General features: G+C 67.2%; 20 protein-coding genes. 8 read left to right on the top strand and 12 right to left on the bottom strand.

From position 1 onward, the window contains the following. Positions 1 to 11: 11 nt before the first annotated feature. The 3 genes from ACLMAL_RS09685 (at position 12) to ACLMAL_RS09675 (ending at position 1,278) form a co-directional block, all read left to right on the top strand. On the top strand, positions 12 to 233 hold the full coding sequence (locus ACLMAL_RS09685) for a helix-turn-helix domain-containing protein (RefSeq protein ID WP_328406601.1): 222 nt from the start codon (positions 12 to 14) through the stop codon (positions 231 to 233). Continuing rightward, entirely contained in the window at positions 233 to 817 is a 585-nt protein-coding gene (locus ACLMAL_RS09680; RefSeq protein ID WP_411998745.1) for a Clp protease N-terminal domain-containing protein, read from the top strand. The genes ACLMAL_RS09685 and ACLMAL_RS09680 overlap by 1 nt, the downstream gene beginning before the upstream one ends. 77 nt (positions 818 to 894) lie before the next feature. Further along, the gene (locus ACLMAL_RS09675; RefSeq protein ID WP_406233631.1) at positions 895 to 1,278 is read left to right on the top strand and encodes a phage holin family protein; all 384 of its coding nucleotides are present in this window, start codon (positions 895 to 897) and stop codon (positions 1,276 to 1,278) included. 95 nt (positions 1,279 to 1,373) lie between these two features. Here ACLMAL_RS09675 and ACLMAL_RS09670 read toward each other — a convergent pair whose 3' ends face one another. Beyond that, positions 1,374 to 2,246, bottom strand: a complete 873-nt coding sequence (locus ACLMAL_RS09670; protein WP_328406598.1) for a 1,4-dihydroxy-2-naphthoate polyprenyltransferase — start codon at positions 2,244 to 2,246, stop codon at positions 1,374 to 1,376. Positions 2,247 to 2,306: 60 nt separating this feature from the next. Then, the gene (locus ACLMAL_RS09665; RefSeq protein ID WP_328406597.1) at positions 2,307 to 2,762 is read right to left on the bottom strand and encodes an SRPBCC family protein; all 456 of its coding nucleotides are present in this window, start codon (positions 2,760 to 2,762) and stop codon (positions 2,307 to 2,309) included. A gap of 46 nt (positions 2,763 to 2,808) precedes the next feature. Between ACLMAL_RS09665 and ACLMAL_RS09660 the strand changes: the two genes are divergently transcribed. Beyond that, complete coding sequence (locus ACLMAL_RS09660) at positions 2,809 to 6,354, top strand: AfsR/SARP family transcriptional regulator (RefSeq protein WP_411998744.1); 3,546 nt, start codon at positions 2,809 to 2,811, stop codon at positions 6,352 to 6,354. 133 nt (positions 6,355 to 6,487) lie between these two features. Here ACLMAL_RS09660 and ACLMAL_RS09655 read toward each other — a convergent pair whose 3' ends face one another. The 5 genes from ACLMAL_RS09655 to ACLMAL_RS09635 form a co-directional block, all read right to left on the bottom strand. Next, a complete protein-coding gene (locus ACLMAL_RS09655) occupies positions 6,488 to 7,333 on the bottom strand; it encodes an ABC transporter permease (RefSeq protein ID WP_411998743.1) in 846 nt (281 codons plus the stop codon). Next, a complete protein-coding gene (locus ACLMAL_RS09650; protein WP_411998742.1) occupies positions 7,330 to 8,319 on the bottom strand; it encodes an ATP-binding cassette domain-containing protein in 990 nt (329 codons plus the stop codon). Before ACLMAL_RS09650 ends, ACLMAL_RS09655 begins: the two co-directional genes overlap by 4 nt. An 88-nt stretch (positions 8,320 to 8,407) precedes the next feature. Further along, entirely contained in the window at positions 8,408 to 9,544 is a 1,137-nt protein-coding gene (menE, locus tag ACLMAL_RS09645; protein ID WP_411998988.1) for an o-succinylbenzoate--CoA ligase, read from the bottom strand. A gap of 363 nt (positions 9,545 to 9,907) precedes the next feature. Further along, positions 9,908 to 10,300, bottom strand: a complete 393-nt coding sequence (locus tag ACLMAL_RS09640; RefSeq protein ID WP_328406593.1) for a VOC family protein — start codon at positions 10,298 to 10,300, stop codon at positions 9,908 to 9,910. A 47-nt stretch (positions 10,301 to 10,347) separates the two neighbouring features. Further along, complete coding sequence (locus tag ACLMAL_RS09635) at positions 10,348 to 11,241, bottom strand: 1,4-dihydroxy-2-naphthoyl-CoA synthase (protein WP_328406592.1); 894 nt, start codon at positions 11,239 to 11,241, stop codon at positions 10,348 to 10,350. Between the two features lie 114 nt (positions 11,242 to 11,355). Between ACLMAL_RS09635 and ACLMAL_RS09630 the strand changes: the two genes are divergently transcribed. From ACLMAL_RS09630 to menD, 3 genes are all read left to right on the top strand, one after another. Beyond that, on the top strand, positions 11,356 to 12,012 hold the full coding sequence (locus ACLMAL_RS09630; protein ID WP_411998741.1) for a PaaI family thioesterase: 657 nt from the start codon (positions 11,356 to 11,358) through the stop codon (positions 12,010 to 12,012). An 86-nt stretch (positions 12,013 to 12,098) separates the two neighbouring features. Continuing rightward, complete coding sequence (locus tag ACLMAL_RS09625; protein WP_411998740.1) at positions 12,099 to 12,545, top strand: DUF6918 family protein; 447 nt, start codon at positions 12,099 to 12,101, stop codon at positions 12,543 to 12,545. A gap of 173 nt (positions 12,546 to 12,718) precedes the next feature. Continuing rightward, positions 12,719 to 14,362: a 2-succinyl-5-enolpyruvyl-6-hydroxy-3-cyclohexene-1-carboxylic-acid synthase gene (menD, locus tag ACLMAL_RS09620; protein WP_411998739.1), complete on the top strand. Its 1,644-nt coding sequence runs from the start codon at positions 12,719 to 12,721 to the stop codon at positions 14,360 to 14,362. Between the two features lie 4 nt (positions 14,363 to 14,366). Here the strand turns inward: menD and ACLMAL_RS09615 are convergent, their stop codons facing one another. The 3 genes from ACLMAL_RS09615 to ACLMAL_RS09605 form a co-directional block, all read right to left on the bottom strand. Next, positions 14,367 to 14,591 carry a hypothetical protein gene (locus ACLMAL_RS09615; RefSeq protein WP_406233615.1) on the bottom strand — a complete coding sequence of 75 codons (225 nt, stop codon included), beginning with the start codon at positions 14,589 to 14,591 and terminating at the stop codon, positions 14,367 to 14,369. A gap of 113 nt (positions 14,592 to 14,704) precedes the next feature. Beyond that, a complete protein-coding gene (locus ACLMAL_RS09610; protein WP_328406587.1) occupies positions 14,705 to 14,941 on the bottom strand; it encodes a hypothetical protein in 237 nt (78 codons plus the stop codon). An 87-nt stretch (positions 14,942 to 15,028) separates the two neighbouring features. Continuing rightward, positions 15,029 to 15,649, bottom strand: coding sequence for a TetR/AcrR family transcriptional regulator (locus ACLMAL_RS09605; protein WP_411998738.1), 621 nt, complete (start codon positions 15,647 to 15,649; stop codon positions 15,029 to 15,031). Between the two features lie 82 nt (positions 15,650 to 15,731). On the opposite strand from ACLMAL_RS09605, the gene ACLMAL_RS09600 reads away from it, so the two are divergent. Continuing rightward, positions 15,732 to 16,766: an aldo/keto reductase gene (locus ACLMAL_RS09600; RefSeq protein WP_411998737.1), complete on the top strand. Its 1,035-nt coding sequence runs from the start codon at positions 15,732 to 15,734 to the stop codon at positions 16,764 to 16,766. Positions 16,767 to 16,816: 50 nt separating this feature from the next. On the opposite strand, the gene ACLMAL_RS09595 is transcribed toward ACLMAL_RS09600, so the two are convergent. Both ACLMAL_RS09595 and ACLMAL_RS09590 read right to left on the bottom strand, forming a co-directional pair. After that, positions 16,817 to 21,067: a molybdopterin-dependent oxidoreductase gene (locus ACLMAL_RS09595; protein ID WP_411998736.1), complete on the bottom strand. Its 4,251-nt coding sequence runs from the start codon at positions 21,065 to 21,067 to the stop codon at positions 16,817 to 16,819. Between the two features lie 224 nt (positions 21,068 to 21,291). Next, positions 21,292 to 22,002 (bottom strand): demethylmenaquinone methyltransferase, encoded by a 711-nt coding sequence (locus ACLMAL_RS09590; RefSeq protein WP_411998735.1) that lies wholly within the window; start codon positions 22,000 to 22,002, stop codon positions 21,292 to 21,294. Positions 22,003 to 22,215 lie beyond the last annotated feature (213 nt).

The following is a 22,215-nucleotide window of genomic DNA, read 5'->3' as shown; positions in this document are numbered from 1 at the left end:
AAATTGACGACATGACTGAGGCAACCACACTGGCGGCCGCCGCAGGCAGCCCCGACCCCAAGGTCGGGCTGCGCGCGGTGCTCGCACTACGTCGGCTGCTCGAACGCCTCGAAGCGATCCAAGTGGCCAATGCCAGGGGACAGGGCTGGTCATGGCAGCAGATCGCGGAGGCGCTCGAGGTCAGCAAGCAGGCGGTCCATCACAAACACTCTCGGAGAGGCGGAAATCGCTGATGTTCGAACGGTTCAGTAGGGCGGCCCGAACGGCCATCGTGACGGCGCAGGAGGACGCCCGTGAGCTGCGGTCCTCGACCATCGACGTGGAGCATGTGCTGCTCGGCGTGCTGTCGCAAGGCGAGCAGGAGTTACAGGAACTGCTGGCCGAGGCCGGCATCACCCACGATGGGGTGCGCAGCAACCTGGCGCAGCCGGACAAGAGTCAGCCGCTCGGCGAAGAGGACGCCGAGGCGTTGCGTTCCATCGGCATCGACCTCGATGCGGTGCGCGAAAGCCTGGAGGCCAACTTCGGAGAGGACGCGCTCGACCGGGTGACGCCGGAGCAGCAGCGGCTCGGACCGTTCGGCTGGGGTCGCGGCGGCAACTTCGGGCACATTCCCTTCGCTCGTGACGCGAAGAAGGTAGTGGAGTTGTCGCTGCGCGAAGCCCTCGCCCGCAAGGACAAGACCATCGAATCCACGCACCTGCTGCTCGGGATCCTGCGTGCCCCCAATGCCACTACCACCCGTTTGCTCGGCGGTTCCGGAGCGATCGCCGAACTTCGACCGAAGGTGCTCGCCCTCCTCGATCGTGCCGCCTGACCCGGTGTGTGGGTGCTGGCACCACAATTCGCGTTGTGGGGCAGCACCCGCGCGCCCGCCGGGCCTAGCATTGGGCCATGCAGCTTCTGATTCGGTTGATCATCAACGGTGTTGCCATCTGGCTGGCCGCGGCATGGGTCGACAAGATCGAGATCCTAAGTCCCGACAACAGTACGACGCAGAAGATCATCACCGTGCTGGTGATCGCCGCGATCTTCACCGTGATAAACGCACTGGTCAAGCCGATCGTCAAACTACTGTCGCTGCCGCTGGTGATCCTCACCCTCGGCCTGTTCCTCCTGGTGATCAATGCACTGATGCTGTGGCTCACCGCAAAGATCACCGAAACCACCGAGTACGGTCTGCGCGTCGACGGCTTCTGGGCCGCCGTCTGGGGCGGCGTCATCATCTCGGTGGTCAACTGGGTGCTGGGAATCCTGGTCCCCGACGGCGACGACTAACGCGCCGCGCTGAAATCTCGGGGCGACTGACGGCTACCGCCGGAGGAGACCCGTCGGCAGCCTCGCGCTCGGCCGAGCGCAGGTTAGAGCTCCGCTCAGCCCGCAATCCCCAGGGCGAGCGCGCTCGCCGCGGACCAGACCAGCAGTGCAAGGCCCGAATCGCGGAGGGCTGGAATGAGTTCCAGCCCGCCCTTGCCGGAGCGCACCGGCGCGTTGGCGCGGACCGCGAGCGGGATCGCGACCAGTCCGACCAGCGCCCACGGTGTCCTGGCCACCAGGATCAGCGTGGCGAGGAACGGGATCGCCAGCATCGCCAGGTGCAGGGTGCGGGTGCGCGGGTCGCCCAGCTTGACCGCAAGGGTCACCTTCCCGGATTCGGTATCTGTCGGGATATCGCGCAGGTTGTTCGCTACCAGCACCGCGCTGGAGAACGAGCCGACCGCGACGGCGAGCACCACACCGGCCCAGTCGATCCGGTCGGCCTGCACGAACTGGGTGCCGAGCACACCGATCAGACCGAAGAACACGAACACCGCGATCTCGCCGAATCCGCTGTAGCCGTAGGGCTTGCTACCGCCGGTGTAATACCACGCACCCGCCAGGCAGGCGGCGCCGACGAGAATCAGCCACCAAGCCGACAGCGCGACGAGCACCAGACCGAACACCGCGCCGATGGCCAGACTGATGATTGCGGCGTTGCGGACCGCGGCGGGCGAGGCGAGCTTCTGCCCGACCAGCCGCAGCGGGCCGACCCGCACGTCATCGGTGCCGCGGATGCCGTCGGAGTAGTCGTTGGCATAATTCACGCCGATGATCAGTGCCAGCGAAACCAGCAGCGCGAGAATCGCTTTCCACCACACCGCGCCATCGATGGACGCGGCGGCGCCGGTACCGGCAATGACAGGGGCGATCGCGTTCGGCAGGGTGCGGGGCCGTGCGCCCTCGATCCATTGCGCTGCTGTAGCCATACCCGCAGCCTAATAGGTACCGGCGCACCGAGTCCGTCGAGCGCCGCGCGATCGGTTCGTCTACGCCTCGGCGACCGCCTTCAGCCGGCCGAGACCCTTCTCGAAGTCCTTGCCGATCATGTTGTCGATCGGGAACACCTTCCCGATCAGCCCCATCAGGCCTTGGCGCTGACCGGTCATCCGCCACACCACCTCGGTGCCGCTTTCGACCGGATTCAGCTCGAACGTGGTCTGGTTGACGGCCTTGAACGGCTTCTCGAACGCCAGCCTGATGTCGATTTCGCGAACGTCGCTGGAAGTGATTTCCATGGCGCCGCGCCCGGCTTTGCGGTTGCCGTCCCAGGCGTATTTGGCGCCGACGCCGGCATCGGACCCGGTGTAGCTCCGCTGCAATTGCGGATCGATGTCCTCCCACGGCGACCACTTCGTCCACTCGTGGAAATCGTCGATCAGCCCGTGAATACGCGACGGCTCGGCCGTGATGACGGCCTGCCGAACTACCTCGAACTCAGCCATGTGCTCAGCGTAGGCGACCGACCGGCCGGAATGGAGGTGAAAAACCATGACGACCTGGTCGGCGTTGCTCGCATACGATGACGACGGAATGTTTCCGGATCAGAACGGCCCCGACGGCCGAAGTCGGACTGTGACAACGCCCGCAGGCGAATCGGTCGTGGTGGCCCTGCTGGGTGAAATCGCGCTACGCAGGGACGGTGCGCTCGCGGCGCTGCCGGGCGCCAGGTCGCGACTGTTGCTGGCTGCCCTGGCCCTGCGGCCCGGCCGCAGCCGCAGCGCGCAGGCCCTCATCGACGATGTCTGGGGCGAACAGCCGCCGCGCGCGCCGATGAACGCGTTGCATACCCAGGTGTCGCGGCTGCGGTCGGCGCTGCCGGACGGTGCGTTGGAGATCGGGCCCGCGGGCTATCGGCTCATCCTGCGCGCCGATCAGGTCGATCTGACGTTGGCCGATGACTTGATGCGCACGGCACGCAGGCGGCAGACCGAGGGAGACCACGCGGCGTGCCTGGCCGCGGTGGCGCAGGCCAGGTCGTTGTGGCGTGGCGAGCCCGGTGCGGATCTGCCCGCAGGCGAGTTGGCCGACGAACTGCGTACCGCGGCCGCACAACGATTCGCCGACCTGGAGGCCGTCGAGGTCTCGGCCCTGGTGTCCGGTGGTGACCTCGATGGTGCGGTGGCGATCACCCGTCGAACGGTCGCGGCCAACCCCGTGGACGAGGCCGCGCACGCGATGTTGATGCAGCTGCTCGCCGCCGCCGGCCGGTCGAACGAGGCGCTGGAGGTGTTCGCGTCCATCAGGGGTCGGCTGGTCGAAGAGCTCGGCGCCGATCCGGGGCCTACGCTCGTCGACCTGAATACCGCGATCCTGCGCGGAGACCCGGTTCCCGGTCTCGCCCCGCGCTCCGATCACGCGCCGCGATCGCCCAGCGATGCCGCGGTGAACGGTGCCGTATTCGACGAGCCGACGCGGGACGCGGCTGCCGACCCGGCAGCCACCAGCGGACGAAATTCGGCTGTGTGGTTGGGCGGTTCGGCCCCGAGTGCGGTGACCGCGATCGGGCTGCGTGCGGCACCCAACACCCTGCTCGGCAGGGCCGCCGACCTGGATGCCCTCGAGGAACTGCTGCGCCGGTCGCGGGTGACCACGGTGCTCGGCCCCGGCGGCACCGGAAAGACCAGGGTGGCCAACGAATTGGGCGCTCGGGTGGCGCACGGCATGCCGGTTGTGCTGGTGGAGCTCGCGTCGGTGCGCACCGACGCGGATGCCGATGCCCGTTCGGAGATCGAAGGCGCGGTCAGCACCACCCTCGGCTTGGGTGAGGTCGTGCTGGAATCGGGTCGCATGCGCCCTGGGCAGCCGGTCGATGCGCGCAGACGGCTTCGGGACGCGCTCTCGGCCCGTCCGATGCTGCTGATCCTGGACAACTGCGAGCACCTGATCGACGCGGTCGCCGAGGTTGTCGCCGACCTGGTCGGCAGCTGTGATCAGCTCACCGTGCTGACTACCAGCCGCGCGCCGCTCGCGATCACCGCCGAGACGGTGTATCCGTTGTCGCCCTTGGCGATCGATGCGGCCGGATCGCCCGCCACCGACCTCTTCATGGCGCGAGCCCGTGCGGTACGACCGGCGGTGCGACTGGATCCGGAAGCGGTCGCCCGACTGTGCGGCACGCTGGACGGCTTGCCGCTCGCCATCGAGCTGGCCGCGGCTCGCGTGCGCACGATGAGTGTGGAGGAGATCGAGTCCAGGCTCGAGCACCGTTTTGCCCTGCTGCGCAGCGGGGATCGTTCCTCACCCGCCCGGCATCGAACCCTGCACGCGGTGATCGCCTGGAGTTGGAACCTGCTCGACGAACCCCAGCAGGTGACCCTGCGCCGAATGTGCCGGATGCCGGGCGGTTTCACCCTCGCGGCCGCCGAGACGGTGGCAGGCGGCCCCGAGGTCGACGATGTCGCCCTCGCCGTGGACGGCTTGGTCGGCCAGTCGCTGCTCACGGTGCTCGAGGACGACGACGGCGTGGTCGGCACGCGCTACCGAATGCTGGAGACCGTCCGTGAATTCGGTGAGGAACAGCTCGCGCTCACCGAAACCGAAGCGGTGGCGGGTGTTCCGGGCGCAGTCGACGAGGGCTTGCTTGTTATGCACCGGATGTCACACTGGGCCCGCGATTTCACGGTTGCCGCGGCCGATCGGTATCGGGCAGGCGAGCAGGTACCCACGGTGCTTTCGGTAGCGGCCGACCTGGACAACCTGGTCGCAGTACTGCGTTACGCGGTCGAGCGCCGCGACGCACGGACCGTGTACCGGGTGTTCCCGGTGGTCGCGTTGCTGTGGGTGATGCGCGGCGCGCACATGGAGCTGACGGGTTGGGCGCGCAGGATCATGGTGCTGCCGCCGGAAAAGCAGCCGGTGCGCGGTACGGTCGCCGATCTGCAGATGCTCGCCCACTTGGTGGTCGCATTGCACATGTTGTACATGGGCACCGACCTGCGCCCGATTGCCACCGTGCGAGCACGCGCACGCCGATTGGCGCGCACCGGCACCGATTTCAATGCGGGCATTCGATATCTCGGCGAGCTCCTCTGTGTGGATCCGTCCGGCGCCGGCGTGGCCAGGCTGCTCGCCGAGGGTGCGCGTTCGCCCGACGACGATGTCCGCGCCTCCGCGCTGATCATGCGGATGAACGCGCAGGAGAATTCCGGACTGGTCTACGGCTCCACCAGAGATGCGCTGAAGGTCCTGAAAATCATGGACGGCCGCGATCTGTGGGGCACCTCGATGGTGAGTCAGCATCTGGGGCAATTGGCCGGGCAGACCGCGCAATACGCCGATTCCGTCCAGTATTACCGCAGGGCAGCAGATCTCTTGCGGGAATTACGAGCCCACGAAGAAATGCTGGAAATGAGTAGCTACCTCGCGATCTCGCTGATCGGCACGGGGCGACTGGGGCAGGCGCGGCAGGTGCTGGACTCCGCACTCGGATCCGCGGATTCGGATCCCTCCTCTCGATCCCTGGTCGACGACCCGTCCATTCGGCGAAATCCGCGTTTGGCGGCCGTGGTCGGCGGGGTCGCGGAACTCGAACTCGCCGAGGGCGATATCGACGCCGGGATGCGCCACTTCCACCGGGCGCTCGACTTGCTCGGCTGGCCGGAGGACATGCTCGCACCAGGACCCGGTGGATTGATGCTGGCCAGTGGGGTCCTCGACGCCCATATCCTGCACGGCCGTGCGGCGGCGGTGGCCGGATTGATGCACGAGCTCGCGGGCAGCGCGGCGGTCCGTCTTCCACAGTTCTTCGATCTGCCGCAGATCGGTGCGGTCGGCTGTGCGGTCGGCTCGTATCACCTCGCCATCGGCGAAGAACCGGACCGCGGTCTGGAGCTGCTCGCGCTGGCCACCAAGGTCGGTGCCAGACAGGACTATCCCTCGATGGAATGGCGGCGCCACATTCGGCTGCATCGAGAGGTGATCGGTGACGAGCGACTGGACGCGGCCTTGTCCCGGTCGGCGGCGCTGCGGCGCAAAGACGCGGCACAGCGAATCATCGAATTGCTGCGCGAATTGTCGGGCGTCGCCGCGGATTGAGCGCACACTCCGGTCGATGATCGACCTCGGAAGAGGCACCGCTCGACACGAAAGCCGAATGCCATTGTGAGTGACTTTGCCTCTCTCACCATGGCATTCGGTTCGTGGGATGATTGCCTGCGATGCCGGACACTCACGCCCTGCGCATGTACGCCTTGATGCTCAGCGGGGCGAAGATCGCAATCACGACGACCGAGCCGAGCAGCGACCAGGCCAGGTCACTGCCGTAATCGTTCCCGTTCATCAAGGCCCGGGCCGTATTCACCATGTAGTACACCGGATTTGCGTGATTGATCGCCTGCAACCAGCCCGGCATGGTGCTCACCTGAGCGAACGCACCCGACATGAAGGTCAGCGGGAACATCACCATCATCGAGATGCCCTGCACGCCTGCGGCGCTCTTGCCGGTGACGCCGACCAGCGCCCAGATCCAGCTGACCGCGAACGAGCACACCACGATGACCAAGCCCGCGACCACCACGCCGACCACGCCGCCCTCGGGCCGGTAGCCGAGGCAGAGGCCGACGAGGATGGTCAGGGTAGTCGCGAGAACGTAGCGCACCATATCGGCGATCAACGCGCCGGCCAGTGCCGAAATACGGGCGATGGGCAGCGATTTGAACCGGTCGAAGACGCCCTTGTCCATGTCCTCACGCAGCTGGGTGCCGGTCACCACCGAGGTCAGGATCACCGTCTGCACCAGGATGCCGGGGATGAGGATCGGCAGATAGTCGTGCACGTTGTGGGAGATCGCGCCGCCGAAGATGTAGGCGAACAGCGCGGTGAACAGGATCGGCTGCACGGTCACATCGAACAGTTGCTCGGGATTGTGCTTGATCTTCAGAATGCCGCGGTAGGCCATGGTGAACGAGGTCGACACGGTCTGCCGGAGGCCGATCTTGTTGCTGGCCTCCGGGATCGAGAGTGGTGTCGCGTGCCGCCCGGCAGCAGCCGTACTCGGTTCGGTGATGGTGGTCATGCCGCGCTCCGTTCGGAATCGTTGTCGTCGTCGGCCGGGTGGCCGGTAATGGTGAGGAAGACCTCGTCGAGGGTCGGCTTGCTCACGGTGATCTCGTCGACCGCGATGTCCCACTCGCGCAGGCGAATCAGCAGATCGGCGGTCAGGCCCGCGTCCTCGAGCGGCGCCGTTAGCCTGCCGGCCTCCGGCGTGATCAGGGCTTCGGCGCCGAGGAAATCACCGACGATGCGGCGAGCCTCCTCGAGCTGGGCGCGATCGACGAGGGTCAGGTGCAGCGAGGAGCCGCCGACGGAGGCCTTGAGCTCGTCGGCGGTGCCGTCGGCGATCACTTTGCCGTGGTCGATGACGGCGATCCGGTCGGCCAGCTGATCGGCCTCGTCCAGGTACTGCGTGGTGAGCAACACCGTCGCGCCCCCACGAACCAGCCGGCGAATGGTCTCCCACATCTGGGCGCGAGTGCGCGGGTCGAGGCCGGTGGTCGGCTCGTCGAGGAACAGCAGCGGCGGTGTCGCGATCAGGCTGGCGGCCAGATCGAGGCGGCGGCGCATGCCGCCGGAGAAGTTCTTCAGCGGCTTGTTCGCCGCCTCGGTGAGGTCGAATTCCTCGAGCAGTTCGGCGGCCTTGCGGCGCGAGTCGATCCGGCTCAGACCGAGCAGGCGGGAAAAGATGATCAGGTTCTCGGTGGCCGACAGGTCCTCGTCGACGGAGGCGTACTGGCCGGTGACACCGACGAGGGAACGCACGGCCGTCGGTTCGGCGACGACGTCACGGCCGAAGATGCGGGCGCTGCCGCCGTCCGGCCGCAGCAGGGTGGCCAGCATCTTGATGGTGGTGGTCTTGCCTGCGCCGTTCGGTCCGAGCACGCCGTATACCGAGCCCTGCGGAACCGCCAGGCTCACACCGTCGACGGCGCGCTGTTCCCCGAACACCTTGACCAGGCCGTCCGCCTCTACGGCGAGCGCTGAAGTTGGTGCGAAAGAAGTCATGCCGAGAACTGTGGGGGGCCGATCTTGCACGGCCCTTGCATGACGGTGTCACGCGCACTTGCAGCGGCATGCGCCGCGCGTCGTGAGCCTATTGTCGCGTCGACTCGGCCAGCAGATACGCGCGCAGTTCGGTGCGATTGGGCTTGCCGGGGCCGATCAGCGGTAGCTCGTCGAGCAGCGCCAATTCCCGGGGGGCCGCGATAGAGTCCAGCTCGCGCACGACGTGCTCGCGCAATTCCTCCAGGGTCGGCGTCGCGCCCGCGGCAGGCACTACCACCACGGCGACGCGCTGCCCCAGTCGTTCGTCGGGCAGTCCGAGCACCACGCATTCGCTGATCGACGGATGCGTCCCCAGCACGGCCTCGACTACCTGCGGTATCACCAGCAGGCCGCCGGTCGTGATTGCCTCGTCGAGCCGGCCGCTGATGCTGAGCACGCCGTCGTCGAAGGTCCCCGCGTCTTCGGTGCGGAACCAACCCGGTTCGGCGAACGCGGGATGATCGGGTTGGTTGCGGTAGCCCGCGGCGATCATGGCTCCACCGAGCAATACCCTGCCGTCCTCGATGCGCACTTCGGTGCCGGTGAGCGGCACCCCGTCGTAGACGCAGCCACCGCAGGTCTCGCTCATGCCGTAGGTGCGAACAACGTTGATACCGGCAGCTTTCGCGCGTTCGTAGAGCGGTAGCGGGGTGGCCGCGCCGCCGACGAGCACCGCGTCCAGTTCGGCCAATGCGGCTGCGGCGATGGGTGTGTCGAGCGCCTTGACCAGCTGGGTCGGCACCAATGCGGTGTACCGGCGTGGTCCACGCATGCTCGAGACCGCGCCCGCCAAGGCTTCGGGCAGGAAACCGCCCGAGACGTCGAGCACGGTGGGTTCGGTACCTGCCTGGATGCTGCGCAGCAGCACCTGGATGCCGGCGATGTGGTGCGTCGGCAGGGCGAGCAGCCAACTGCCCGGCCCGCCGAGCCGGTCATGGGTGGCCGCGCCGCTGGCAAGCAGCGCGGACGCGCCGAGCATCGCACCCTTCGGCACCCCGGTGGTGCCCGAGGTGGTCACCACCAGCGCGATGCCGTCGTCGATCGGCTCACCGGGGGAGAGGGCGTCGCTGAGGCGCTGGGCCTCGCGACGATCGCTGGTTGGGATCGGCAACCACGCGGGGCCGTTCCCTTCCAATGCTTCACGCAGATGTGGCAGCACATCGCCGACCCGGGATCCGGTCGGCATCGGCAAAGTCCGCAAGGTCGTTGTCACGATTCCACCTCGCTGACGCCGGGCTCCGTCGTGCCCAGAGGCGCTGTGCCCATGGCTCGCTCGCTCCGCTCCCTCACGCGTCTGATCGTGTCATGCCCGCGCCACCACCGGCGGAACGGGTCGGTTTGCTGGATCGACGCGCGCGGGGTGGGTGCGCTGCGCGGGAATGGGGTTCGGGTACGCCAGGCATCGAGACTGCGATTCACTCGTCGGACGGGGTACACAGCGGCGGGCCCGGACATCGACGGTCGGGCAGCCATCCGAGCGTTATCGTCCTCGCCGGACTCGGCATTGGCAACTCGGGCCACCGGTGGCGGCTCCTGGCCTATCCGGCCGTCAGTCCGGTGACCAGCGCGAATCCCGCCGGATCGGATGCTCGGCGGGTACCTCGACCAGCACGATCGGTACGCCGTCGGGGTCTTTCAGCCACATTTCGATCAGGCCCCATGGCTCGCGCACCGGTGGTCGGTCGATCGCGATCCCCTGCAGCGCCAGCTCGGCGGCGGCGTCGGACACATCGCGGACCTGCAGCCAGATCGCGCCGCTGAAGGCCGTCGAATTTCCCGTTCCGCCGTGCGCGGCCACCTCCACCAGCGACTGTCCAGCGAAGAAAACCGTGCCGCCCGGATACTCCCTGGCAATGGCGAGCCCGAGTCCATCCCGATAGAACGCAAGCGTTTTCGCGTGGTCGGCCGGACGCAGGATTATCCGGCTGCTCAGAATGTCCATTTCACACCATCTGTCCGATTAGTCCGATAAGTGCGACGCGGTGGTGGTCAGAAGTACCAGGGATACGGGGTCCAGTCGGGCTTTCGCTTTTCCAAGAACGCATCGCGGCCCTCGACGGCCTCGTCGGTCATGTAGGCCATGCGGGTGGCTTCACCGGCGAACAGCTGCTGGCCGACCAGGCCGTCGTCGAGGAGATTGAACGCGTATTTCAGCATGCGCTGGGCCTGTGGGGATTTGCCGTTGATATCGGCAGTCCATTCCAGCGCAACGTTTTCCAGCTCGGCGTGATCGACGACCTTGTTCACCGCGCCCATCTGATGCATTTCCTCCGCGGTGTACGGTCGGCCGAGGAAGAAGATTTCCCGTGCGAATTTCTGGCCGACCATTTTCGCCAGATAAGCGCTGCCGTAGCCGCCGTCGAAACTGCCGACATCGGCGTCGGTCTGCTTGAACTGAGCGTGTTCGCGACTGGCCAGCGTCAGGTCGCAGACCACGTGCAGGCTGTGCCCGCCGCCCGCGGCCCAGCCGTTGACCAGCGCGATGACCACTTTCGGCATGAAGCGGATCAGTCGCTGCACCTCCAGGATGTGCAGCCGGCCCGCACGCGCCTGATCGACCGTGTCGGCAGTCTCTCCGCTGGCGTACTGGTAACCGTTGCGGCCGCGGATGCGCTGATCGCCGCCCGAGCAGAAGGCCCAGACGCCGTCCTTCGGCGCAGGCCCGTTGCCGGTGATCAGCACCGCGCCGACGTCCGGGGTCATCCTGGCGTGGTCGAGCGCGCGATAGAGCTCGTCGACGGTGTTCGGCCGGAACGCATTGCGCACCTCCGGACGATCGAACGCGACACGGACGGTGCCCTGCTCGATATGCCGGTGGTAGGTGATGTCGGTCAGGTTCTCGAACCCGGGAACGGGCCGCCACAGCTTCGGATTGAACGTCACGTCAGTGATTATTGCCCCCGGCCCCGCGTCGGGTGCCAGCGACTTCCCATGGTCGGAGCCCGGTCACCGGATTCTTCGACTTGACGGTGTAAAACAACGCGTTACCGTGCAGGTATGAGCGAGCGAGTGAAACCGGTTATCGACCGGAGCGCGGTGGACGAATCCCGGTACGAGAAGCACGGGGGCTTTCCCAAGGTCTCCCGCGCGAAGATCGGGTCCAATTTCGGGCCGTTCGTCGAGGCGATGCGCACGTTGCAGGATCTGGCCGTCTCTGTCGACGCCACCGACGACGTTTTCGATGAAGCGCTCGCACAAGCGCGGCAGCTGATCGATCTGCTGGAGCCCTACCGCGCGCCCGAGCTACAGGGGCCCGCGGGCCGCGCGGTCGAATTGCCAGGGCGCGGCAGCCTTTTGCTGCTGCCGTGGCAGGTGGCCGCGGCCGGCCCCGACGGAATCCGGATGACCGGTGAATTTCGTCGCTTCCATCTCGGCGGCAACGGCGCCGCGCACGGTGGCGTGCTGCCGCTGCTGTTCGACGACCTGCTCGGCATGATCGTGCACTACGCGGGCAGACCGATAAGCCGAACCGCATATCTGCACGTCAACTACCGGAAAATCACTCCGCTGGAGACGCCGCTCACAGTGCAAGGACGGGTCGATCGGATCGAAGGACGCAAGACTTTCATCACCGCGGAGCTGCTCGATGAGCAGGACAATGTGCTCGCGGATTGTGAAGGACTCATGGTGCAGTTGCTGCCCTGGCAGCCCTGAGCCGGGTCAGTACCGTGTGACCTTCCGCACCAGTGCGTATAGTTGCCAGCGCTCGTTCATCGACATCAATCCGGAGGAACCTGAAAGTGGTTGCAGCACTGTCTGAATCCCTGCTCGACGACGCCAAGCGCACGGCCTTCCTTGCCGACGCCAAGGAGGTTCTGGACGCCGAGGTGTCGGACAAGGGTGGTGCGTCTGGCCTGGCAGTCAAGGGTGGATACGCGGCGGTCAAGAAGATCAGCCCGTCCATCGTGCCTGATGCACTGGAGTCCTTGGCGCCCAAGCTCGTCGCGCAGTTGGAGCCGTTCTGGCAGGAGTACGCGGCCAACGGCGCAGGCACATTCGCCGATCTGCTGGTCGCCAAGTCCGACGAGGTCGCCGAGGCGTTGCTCGTCGTCACCGACGAGCGGGCCGACTCCTCGACCAGGCCCGCACTGAAGAAGGTCTACTCCTCGATGCGTTCCTCGGCCAAGAAGAACGTCATCGAGGCCCTGCCGCGGCTGGGCGATCTGGTTCAGAAGCACGCCAACTGATTTCGGCAGCGCGCGTCGCACACCGACCGATATCGGCATCGCCGATTCGGGGTGTGCACGCTTCTGCGCCGCCCGCGTCCGGTGGTGGACGCGGGCGGCGAAAACCCACTCGAACACACGTGTGTGAGCAGGGCGACGGAGACGTCGGGGCAACTGTCTGAGAGGCTGGAGTCGTGAATCCGTCTACAGCACAAGCGCAGGTGGTCGTCGACGAACTCGCGCGCGGGGGTGTGCGGGACGTCGTTCTGTGTCCGGGGTCACGCAACGCTCCGTTGGCCTTCGCGCTCCAAGCGGCCGACGCGGCGGGCCGGCTCCGGCTGCACATGCGCATCGACGAACGGACCGCCGGATTCCTTGCGGTCGGGCTCGCGGTCGCGAGCAGGCTGCCCGTCCCGGTCGTCATGACGTCGGGGACCGCGGTGGCCAACCTCGGGCCCGCGGTGCTGGAGGCCAACTACGCGCGGGTGCCGCTCGTGGTGCTCAGCGCGAACCGGCCTTACGAGATGCTGGGTTCCGGCGCCAACCAGACGGTGGAACAGCTCGGCCTGTTCGGTAGCCAGGTCCGCGCCACCATCAGTCTCGGCCTCGCCGAGGACGAATCCGCCAATGCCGACTGCGCGCCCTACGGGCACCAGAACAGCCTGTGGCGCTCGGCGGTCTGCCGGGTGCTCGCCGCGGCCCGCGGCACCCGCTCCGGCAACGCGGGCCCGGTGCATTTCGATATCCCGCTGCGTGAGCCGCTGGTGCCCGACCTTGCGCCGGGCGAATCCGCGCCTGCCGGACGCGCGGGCGGGCGAGCCTGGACGCTCACCCAGTACGCGACGCTCGATGTGCCACTCGACATCGACCTGACGCCCGACACGGTCGTCATTTCCGGGCATGGTGCCGGCCTGCGACCCGAGCTGTCCGCGTTGCCGACCGTCGCCGAGCCGACGGCCCCCATGCACGGCCCGGCACTGCACCCGCTCGCGCTGCCGCTGCTGAAGCCGCAGCAGGCCATCATCACCGGCCGCCCTACTCTGCACCGGCAGGTCTCGCGGGTGCTCGCCGACCCGGATGTCACCGTTTTCGCGCTGACTACCGGGCCGCGCTGGCCCGATGTCTCGGGCAATGTCGTCGGGACCGGTACTCGCGCGCTGGTCACGGGCGCACCGAGGCCGGAATGGCTGGCACACTGCCGGGAACTGAACGCGCGGGCGAATGAGGTGGTGCGCGCCGAACTCGCCGCGCACCCGAAGCCGACCGGCCTGCATGTGGCCGGGGTGGTGATGGATGCGCTGCGCGAGGGCGATCAACTACTGCTCGGCGCGTCGAACCCGGTCCGTGATGCGGCGCTCGTCTCGTCGCCGCGGCCCGGCGTCCGGGTGCTGTCCAATCGCGGTGTCGCGGGCATCGATGGCACCGTGTCGGCTGCGGTCGGCGCGGCACTGCATCACGAAGGCCGCACGATTGCGTTGATGGGTGACCTCACCTTCTTGCACGACGCGTCCGGCCTGCTGATCGGGCGTGGTGAACCGCGCCCCGCCGATCTCACCATCGTGGTCGCCAACGACGACGGCGGCGGCATCTTCGAACTGCTCGAACAGGGCGACCCGCAGTACGCCGGTGTCTTCGAGCGAGTGTTCGGCACCCCGCACGGGATGGATCTGGCCGCGCTGTGCGCCGCGTACCGCATTCCGCACCGTCAGGTCGATCCGGAGCAGTTGGCCGTCGAGCTGACCGCACGGGCTCACGGAACACGGGTGCTGGAGGTGGTGACCGAACGGTCCAGCCTGCGCGAGCTGCATGCCACGGTGCGCGCCAAGATCGCGCCCTAGCGCGTCAGTAGGCGGGGCCGGTGTCGTGGTCGTCCTCCAGCGGCACTGCGATCAATTGCTCGACGATGTCGGCCGGGTCCGCGCTCAGCGCGTCCCGATCGACCGCTGCGGCAATCTCCTGTTCATCTGTCTCGTCGACGATTTCGTCCGGATAGGCCGGCACGGATTGTTCGGCGAGATCGGCTTCCGGAACCACGTCCATGGCGCGGGACGTGTTGCGATCGGTCATTCGTTCGCTCCTCTCCGCTGGTGCCTCCTGCGTGGATCACCCACGACGGAGTAGGACAACAGTCGGACACGCATCGAGAATGCTCCGCCGCGCGCGATGCGGCAACCCTGCTGTTACTCGCCCTCGATCGCACCGGTTCCGTTCGCCGGGTATTCCACCAGCGCCAGCGTCCGGTTCGCCATGAACCGCGCGGTGCGAACCGCGACTCCGGTCCTCGTCACTTCGCTGACTTCGACAACGCCGCGCGCGATCCGGACGTCTACGCGCCGGCCTGCCCTTGTCGCGACCACTTCATAGCTTCGAGACCCGTCGCCGAAGTCGACGACCACCTCTACACGATCACCCTTCATCTCCCAATTATCCGCTTTTCCAGCACTTTTCGCCGCTACGACTTGGTTGCGACGGCGGGTGCGAGGAACGCGAATCAACAGGCCGGATCACTGCGGGGCGGCCACGAACAGGCCCGCCGCAGCGGCGCTCGTCGCGGCACGGGCGGCCGTTGTTGCCGCGAGGTCGTCGATGGGGTCGCCCGAGGCGAGCAGACGGTAGTAGAGGGGTGCCGAGACCGCGGAGAGGACCGCGCGTGCGTCGGTGCCTTCGGGAACCTCACCGCGGGTGATCGCCGCCTGCACACAGGGAGACCATTCGGTGAGGCGGATGTCGTAGAAGCGGTGCAGGGCGGTGGCGGCGGTGTCGTCACAGGTCGCGGCGGAGATGACGGCCTGGAAGAGCCTGCCTTGGCGCGGGTCGGTCAATGTCTTGGCGACCAGCCGGGCGTTTGCGGTCAGATCGCCGAGCAGGGAGCCGGTGTCGGCGTGCGGCAGCGACTGTTCGGCCATGTCCGCGAGCAGGTCGATGACCAGTCCGGTCGAGGTGCGCCAGCGGCGGTACGCGGTGGTCTTGCCGACCTCGGCCCGTGCGGCGACCTCGGCGAGGTCCAGGTGGGCAAAGCCGCGTTCGGCCAGCAGATCGCCTGCTGCTTGCAGTACCGCCTCGCGTACGCGTGCGGTGCGTCCACCAGGGCGGACCGAGCCGGGAGTGAGCTCCTCGGACGTCATAACGGGACTCCAGTTTCATTTATGGCGCGACAGGTGTACTGTTCGAGATGTTAACGGAACTATAGACCCTTTAGGAGTCATCATGGAGTACCGGCGGCTCGGCGCATCAGGTTTGCTCGTCCCGGCCTTGAGTTTCGGCGCGGGCACCTTCGGCGGTCGTGGCGAACTTTTCAGCGCCTGGGGCGACACCGATGCCGAACAGGCCCGACGCATGGTGGACATCAGCCTGGAGGCAGGCGTCACCATGTTCGACACGGCCGATGTCTATTCCGACGGCGCCTCCGAAGAGGTGCTCGGCGCGGCTATCAAGGGACGCCGCGATCAGCTGCTGCTGTCGACGAAGGCGAGTCTGCCGACCGGTCCCGGCCCCTATGACGCGGGTTCGGGGCGGGCCCGGCTCATCAGCGCGGTCGAGGGATCGCTGCGCAGGCTGGGCACCGACTACATCGACCTGTTCCAGCTGCACGCCTTCGACGCGCACACCCCGGTCGAGGAAGTCCTTGCCGCACTGGACGATCTGGTGCGTGCGGGCAAGATCCGCTATCTCGGCGCATCCAATTTCGCGGGCTGGCAGCTGATGAAATCCCTTGCCGCGGCCGATCGGAACGGTCTGACCCGCTACGTCGCGCACCAGGTGTACTACTCGCTGGTCGGCCGCGACTACGAGTGGGAGCTGATGCCCCTCGGCCGGGATCAGGGTGTCGGCGCGGTGGTCTGGAGCCCACTGGGCTGGGGCAGGCTGACCGGCAAAATCCGCCGTGGACAACCGCTTCCGGACGGCAGTCGACTGCACCGGACAGCTGAGGCAGGCCCGCCGGTCGACGACGAGCACCTCTACAACGTGGTCGACGTACTCGACGAGCTCGCCGCGGAAACCGGCAGGACGGTCCCGCAGATCGCACTCAACTGGCTGCTGAGCCGACCCACCGTCGCAACGGTGATCGTCGGCGCCCGCAACGAGGAACAGTTGCGCCAGAACCTCGGTGCTGTCGGCTGGCAGCTGTCCGCCGACCAGATCGCTCGGCTCGACAAGGCCAGCGCGACCACGCCGCCGTACCCGTACTACCCGTATTACCGCCTGCCCGACTTCGCCCGGCTCAACCCGCCCGCGGTGTAGGAGAAACGCATCGCCGACACCCTCCAGCCGGTCCCGCGAGGCAGGACCTATCAGTAAACGTCACGGATGTAGCGCTTCTCGGCGATGAGTTGCTTCTTGAAGGCCAGCGCGCTGTCCTCGTCGAGCTTGCCGTGGATCCGGGCAATGCGTAGTAGGGCGTCGTCGACGTCCTTGGCCATCCGCGCGGCATCGCCGCAGACGTAGAAGTGCGCACCGTCGCGCAGCCAGGACCACAGTTCCGCGCCGTGCTCGATCATCCGGTGCTGCACGTAGATTCGCTCACGCTGGTCGCGGGAGAAGGCGAGATCGAGCCGGGTGAGGAAGCCGGAGCGGAACATGTCTTCCCACTCGGCGCGATAGTAGAAGTTCTCGGCGGCGTGCTGGTCGCCGAAGAACAGCCAGTTGCGGCCGGTGCAGCCGAGTGCGCGCCGCTCCTGGAGGAAGCCGCGGAACGGGGCGATGCCGGTGCCGGGACCGACCATGATCATCGACGCTGTCGGGTCGAGCGGCGGTCGGAAGTGCGGGGAACGGTGCAGGAAGACCGGGACCGCCGTGCCGCGATCGGCCAGGAACGTCGAGCACACCCCGCCGCGGCGGTCGGCGGATCCGGTCGCCGCCGGATCGCCGTAGCGGACGATCCCGACGGTGAGCTGCACCTCGTCCGGGCTGACCAGCGGGCTGGAGGAGATCGAATACTGGCGCGGCTGCAGCTTTTTCATGGTGCCGAGCCATTCGACGAGATCGGCCCGCACCGGGAAGTCGCGCAGCACATCGACGGCTTGCCGGTCCCACAGGTATTTATCGAGCTCGTTGCGATTGTCGCGGCGCAGCAGCTTGGCGAGCCGAATGCTGTGGTTGCGTTCGGCGATGAAACCGAGCAGATCCTGGCCGACCCTGGTGATGTCGTAGTGGGTTCGCAGCGCATCGGCCAGCGGCAGTTCCCTGTTGTCGATTTCGACGATCCTGCGGCCGTCCAGCCCGGTTGTCTCGAGCCACTCCGTGACGAGCGACTCGCAGTTGGCAGGCCACACCCCCAGCGAATCGCCGACCTCGTAAACGGCCTCCAGCTCGCGCAGATCGAACCCGAACTGCCGCACCTCTTTCGATGATCCGGCGCGCGAGAGCGGTTCGTTGCGTACCAGCGGGGCGGCGACCGGCGCATTGCGGGTGAAAGGTGCAGGCTCGGCGCGCTGTGTGCGGTCGAGCGCGGGCGCGGGCGTATGGGTCAGCACCAGCGTGCCTGCTCCGCCTGCGCGCACCGCGGTCCGAGTAGGGGCAGGAGCGCTAGGCCCCGGCGTCAGCGGTGTGTCCGTCTCGGACAGTTCACCGTTCGACGAGCCGGCGAGTGCGGCAAGGACATTGTCGAGCCACTGCGCCGCGGGCTCTTCGAAGTCGGGTTCGGTGTCGACGCGCGTAAGCAGCCGGGTCGCACCGTGTTCGGCGAATTTCCGGTCCAGTTTGCGTCCGTGGCCACAGAAGTCGTCGTAGGAGGAGTCGCCGAGTGCAAGCACCGCGTACCGTACGCCGGTCAGCCGGGCCGCGCTGTCGTCGAGGCGGCTCCAGAAATCGGCGCCGTTGTCCGGTGGTCCGCCGTCGCCGAAGGTGCTGGTAATCAACAACACATCGCCGGTCAGCCCGCTCAGCTCGCACGAGTCCATATCCAGCAGTCTCGGCAGATAGCCGTTGTCGGCGAGGCGGGCGGCCGTGGTCGCCGCGAGTTCCTCGGCATTGCCGGTCTGCGAGGCCCACAGGATGGTGATCGGCGGCTGGGCGGCGATGTCGTCGGTCGTCGTCGCGGCCGCGGCGCGGGAGTACATGCCTGCGAGCAGTCCATCGATCCAGAACCGACTGTGCAGGGACAGCGGTGCGGACTCGGGCAGCACCGGCTGTCCGGTGACCGGCATCGATTGCAGCGCCGAGAGGTATCCGGATAGGTAGATGCGTTCGTGCTCGGTGAGGGTCGGCGTTGTGGCCGCGTCGAGTCCGAGTGCGGTGGCCAAGGGGTGGGCGCCGCGGAAAGCGGCTCCTTCGAGCGCGTTGAACAGCGCGGGCTGCACTCCGGAAATGTCTGGTGTCGCGGGAGATTCGGGCGCGGCAGGCGATTCGGACCGCGGCACCGGCGCGACCCGGCGCAACGACACCGCACACGCCTTGAACTCCGGTTGCAGGGATGCCGGGTCGACAGCGTCGTTGGTCACCGCGTTGATGGTCAGGTACTCACCCTGCTCGTCGTTCCAGTGGAACGGTGCAAAGCAGTCGCCGGGCCGCACCCGGTCACTGATCTGCGCGGGTAGCACCGCTCGCCCACGTCGCGAGGCTATTTCGAGCTGATCGCCTGCCTGAATACCGAGCCGTTGCGCATCCGCCGGATGCACCTCGACGAACGGCTGCCCGTTCAACTTGGTCAGTGCGGCGATCTTGCCGGTCTTGGTCATGGTGTGCCATTGATGCTGCAACCGGCCGGTATTGAGCACGAACGGATAGTCGTCGTCGGGCATTTCCGCCGGGGCCAGGTGCGGGCGCGGCCAGAACACTGCGCGACGACTCGGCGTCGCGAACGCCAGTCGCGGCCGACGGCCCGCCTCGTCGACGAAAAGCTCTTGGCTGACACCGTCGTTGAGATAGCGGATCGGGTTGCGCCGCGCGCCGGGCTCGGCGCACGGCCACTGCATCGGTCCGGCACGCAGCTGCTCGAAGCTCATGCCGCGCAGGTCGTAGCCGGTGGCGGGATTGGCGAACCTGCGGAGCTCGGCGAAAACTTCTGCACTGGAGGCGAAATCGAAGCCGTCGAATCCCATCGCGATGGCCACCTGCGCGATCAGCAGCCAGTCCGGCCGCGCCTCGCCGATCGGATCGACCGACCGCTGCAACAACGTGACGTTGCGTTCGGAATTCACCATCACTGCATCGGCTTCGGCCCACAGCGTGGCGGGCAACAGCAGATCGGCGTAGGCATTGGTCGCGGTCTCGGTGTAGGCGTCCTGGGCGATCACCAGCTCGGCGGCCTCGAGTCCCGCGATGACTGTCTTCCGATTGGCGACGGTGGCCACCGGATTGGTGCAGATGATCCACGCGGCCTTGATGCTGCCGTCCGACAGCTGGCGGAACATATCGATGGTGCCCGGCCCGGCCTCGGTCCGCAGCGTGCCGGGCTCTATGCCCCACGCGGTCTCCACGAAGGCTCGATCGGCGGCGGCGAGGACGCTGCGCTGGCCGGGTAAACCCGGACCCATGTAACCCATTTCGCGACCGCCCATGGCATTCGGCTGACCGGTGAGCGAGAACGGTCCACTGCCGGGACGGCAGATGGCGCCGGTGGCCAGGTGCAGATTGCAGATGGCGTTGGTGTTCCAGGTGCCGTGGGTGGACTGGTTGAGCCCCATCGTCCACAGCGTCATCCATTCGCCTGCCTCGCCGATCCAGCGTGCGGCGGTGCGGATGTCGGCCACGGCGAGGCCGGTGATCTCGGCGACCTTCTCGGGGGTGTAGTCAGCGAGGAATTGGGGCATCGACGCCCAACCTTCAGTGTGCTCGGCGATGAATTCCTCGTCGATGTCACCGTTGTCGACGAGCAGATGCAGCAGCCCGTTCAGTAGCGCCAGATCGGTGCCCGGCGCGAGCTGCAAGAACAGGTCGGCGCGGGCCGCGGTGTCGGTGCGCCGCGGATCGACGACGATCAGCTTCGCGCCCGCCTTGATCCGATCGACCATCCGCAGATACAGGATCGGATGGCAGTCGGCCATATTCGCGCCGATCACGAAGAACAGATCGGCGTGTTCGAAGTCGTCATAGGATCCGGGCGGCCCGTCGGCGCCGAGCGACTGCTTGTACCCGGTCCCGGCACTGGCCATGCACAGCCGGGAATTGGCCTCGATCTGGATGGTGCGCAGGTATCCCTTGGCAAGCTTCGTCGCCAGGTATTGCGCTTCCAGCGACATTTGCCCGGACACATACAGCGCGATCGCGTCCGGTCCGTGCTCGTCCAGGATGGCCCGCAGCCGAGCCGCCGCCTCGCGCACGGCCTCGTCGACCGACACCGGCACCGGAGCCTGGTCCCGCGCGGGCCGCCGGTAGGCGGTTTCCATCCGTCCCGGCGCCCGCATCAGATCCAGGTGGGTAGCGCCCTTGGTGCACAGCCTGCCTGCGTTCGCGGGATGCAGTTTGTCGCCGCTCACCTTCGCGATCACCGTCGCACCACTGGCATCGGTTCGCGTCTGCACCGTGATGCCGCAACCGACGCCGCAGTACGAGCACGCCGTCTTGGCCGTGCCCGGCGCGCTCCCTGTCACTGCGTCCGACATGCCTCGATCATGGCGATCACCGGTTGCGACCTATTTACCCAGCGTTATCGCCAGATGACAATTTTCCTCACAGCAGGAGCCGAGAGCGGTGAGGTGCGCATCTTGGTGTCTCGGTATGGCCCGTCCAGCTGGGTGAATGCCGCATTTCACCGGCGATACCGGCAGTAACCGCACCATAACCACCTCGGCCGCGACGCGGTGTGAGTGCAGTCACCGCACGACCGTCAGAGCTTGTATCCGCGGTGCATCGCGACAATGCCGCCGGTCAGATTGCGCCATTTCACCGCCGACCAGCCCGCGTCGGCGATCCGCACGGCCAGCTGCCGCTGATTCGGCCAGGCGCGGACGGATTCGGCCAGGTACACATAGGCATCCGGATTGCTACTGACCGCTCGCGCCACCTTCGGCAGCGCCTTCATCAGGTACTCCATGTACACGGTGCTGAAGACCGGAATGATCGGCGTGGAGAACTCACAGACCAGCAGCCTGCCGCCGGGCTTGGTGACCCGGAGCATCTCGCGCAGCGCCTGCTCGCTCTCGGAAATATTGCGGAGTCCGTAGGAGATCGTCACCGCATCGAAGGAATTGTCGGCGAAGGGCAGCGCGGTGGCATCGGCCGCGACCATCGGCACATTGCGGAACTTGCCCGCGGCGAGCATGCCCTGGGAGAAGTCGGCCGCCAGACACCAGGCGCCGGATTTCGCCAGGTCGAGCGTGGAGATCCCGGTGCCTGCCGCGAGGTCGAGCACCCGCTCACCCGGCCGGGCCGCCAGCGCCTTGCGCACCGCCCAGCGCCAGTATCTGTCCTGGCCCATGGAAATGACGGTGTTGGTCAGGTCGTACCGCTTCGCGACCCCGTCGAACATCGACGCGACCTCGCGCGGCTGCTTGTCCAGCGAGGCCCGAACCGATTCTCGCTGCTCTGTTTTCGCCACCCCTCGACAGTAACGCGCCGTCCAGTCCCCACCGGCCATGATCCCGGGCACAACTGCCGCGGACCATGCCCGCGCCCGGTTCCCGCGGGTCTCGCGGCGGCCTCGCCATCGCTCGCCCCGGCGCAACTGCGGCTGCCTCGCCTTCGCTCGACCCGGCGCGACTGGCGACGGACTCCCTCCGGCAGTGTCATCAGGCGGCTGTCTCGCCTTCGC

It is taken from the genome of Nocardia sp. CWNU-33 (assembly GCF_046764895.1).
In the GTDB taxonomy this organism is placed as follows: domain Bacteria; phylum Actinomycetota; class Actinomycetes; order Mycobacteriales; family Mycobacteriaceae; genus Nocardia.
This window is presented reverse-complemented; position numbering and strand designations above follow the sequence as displayed.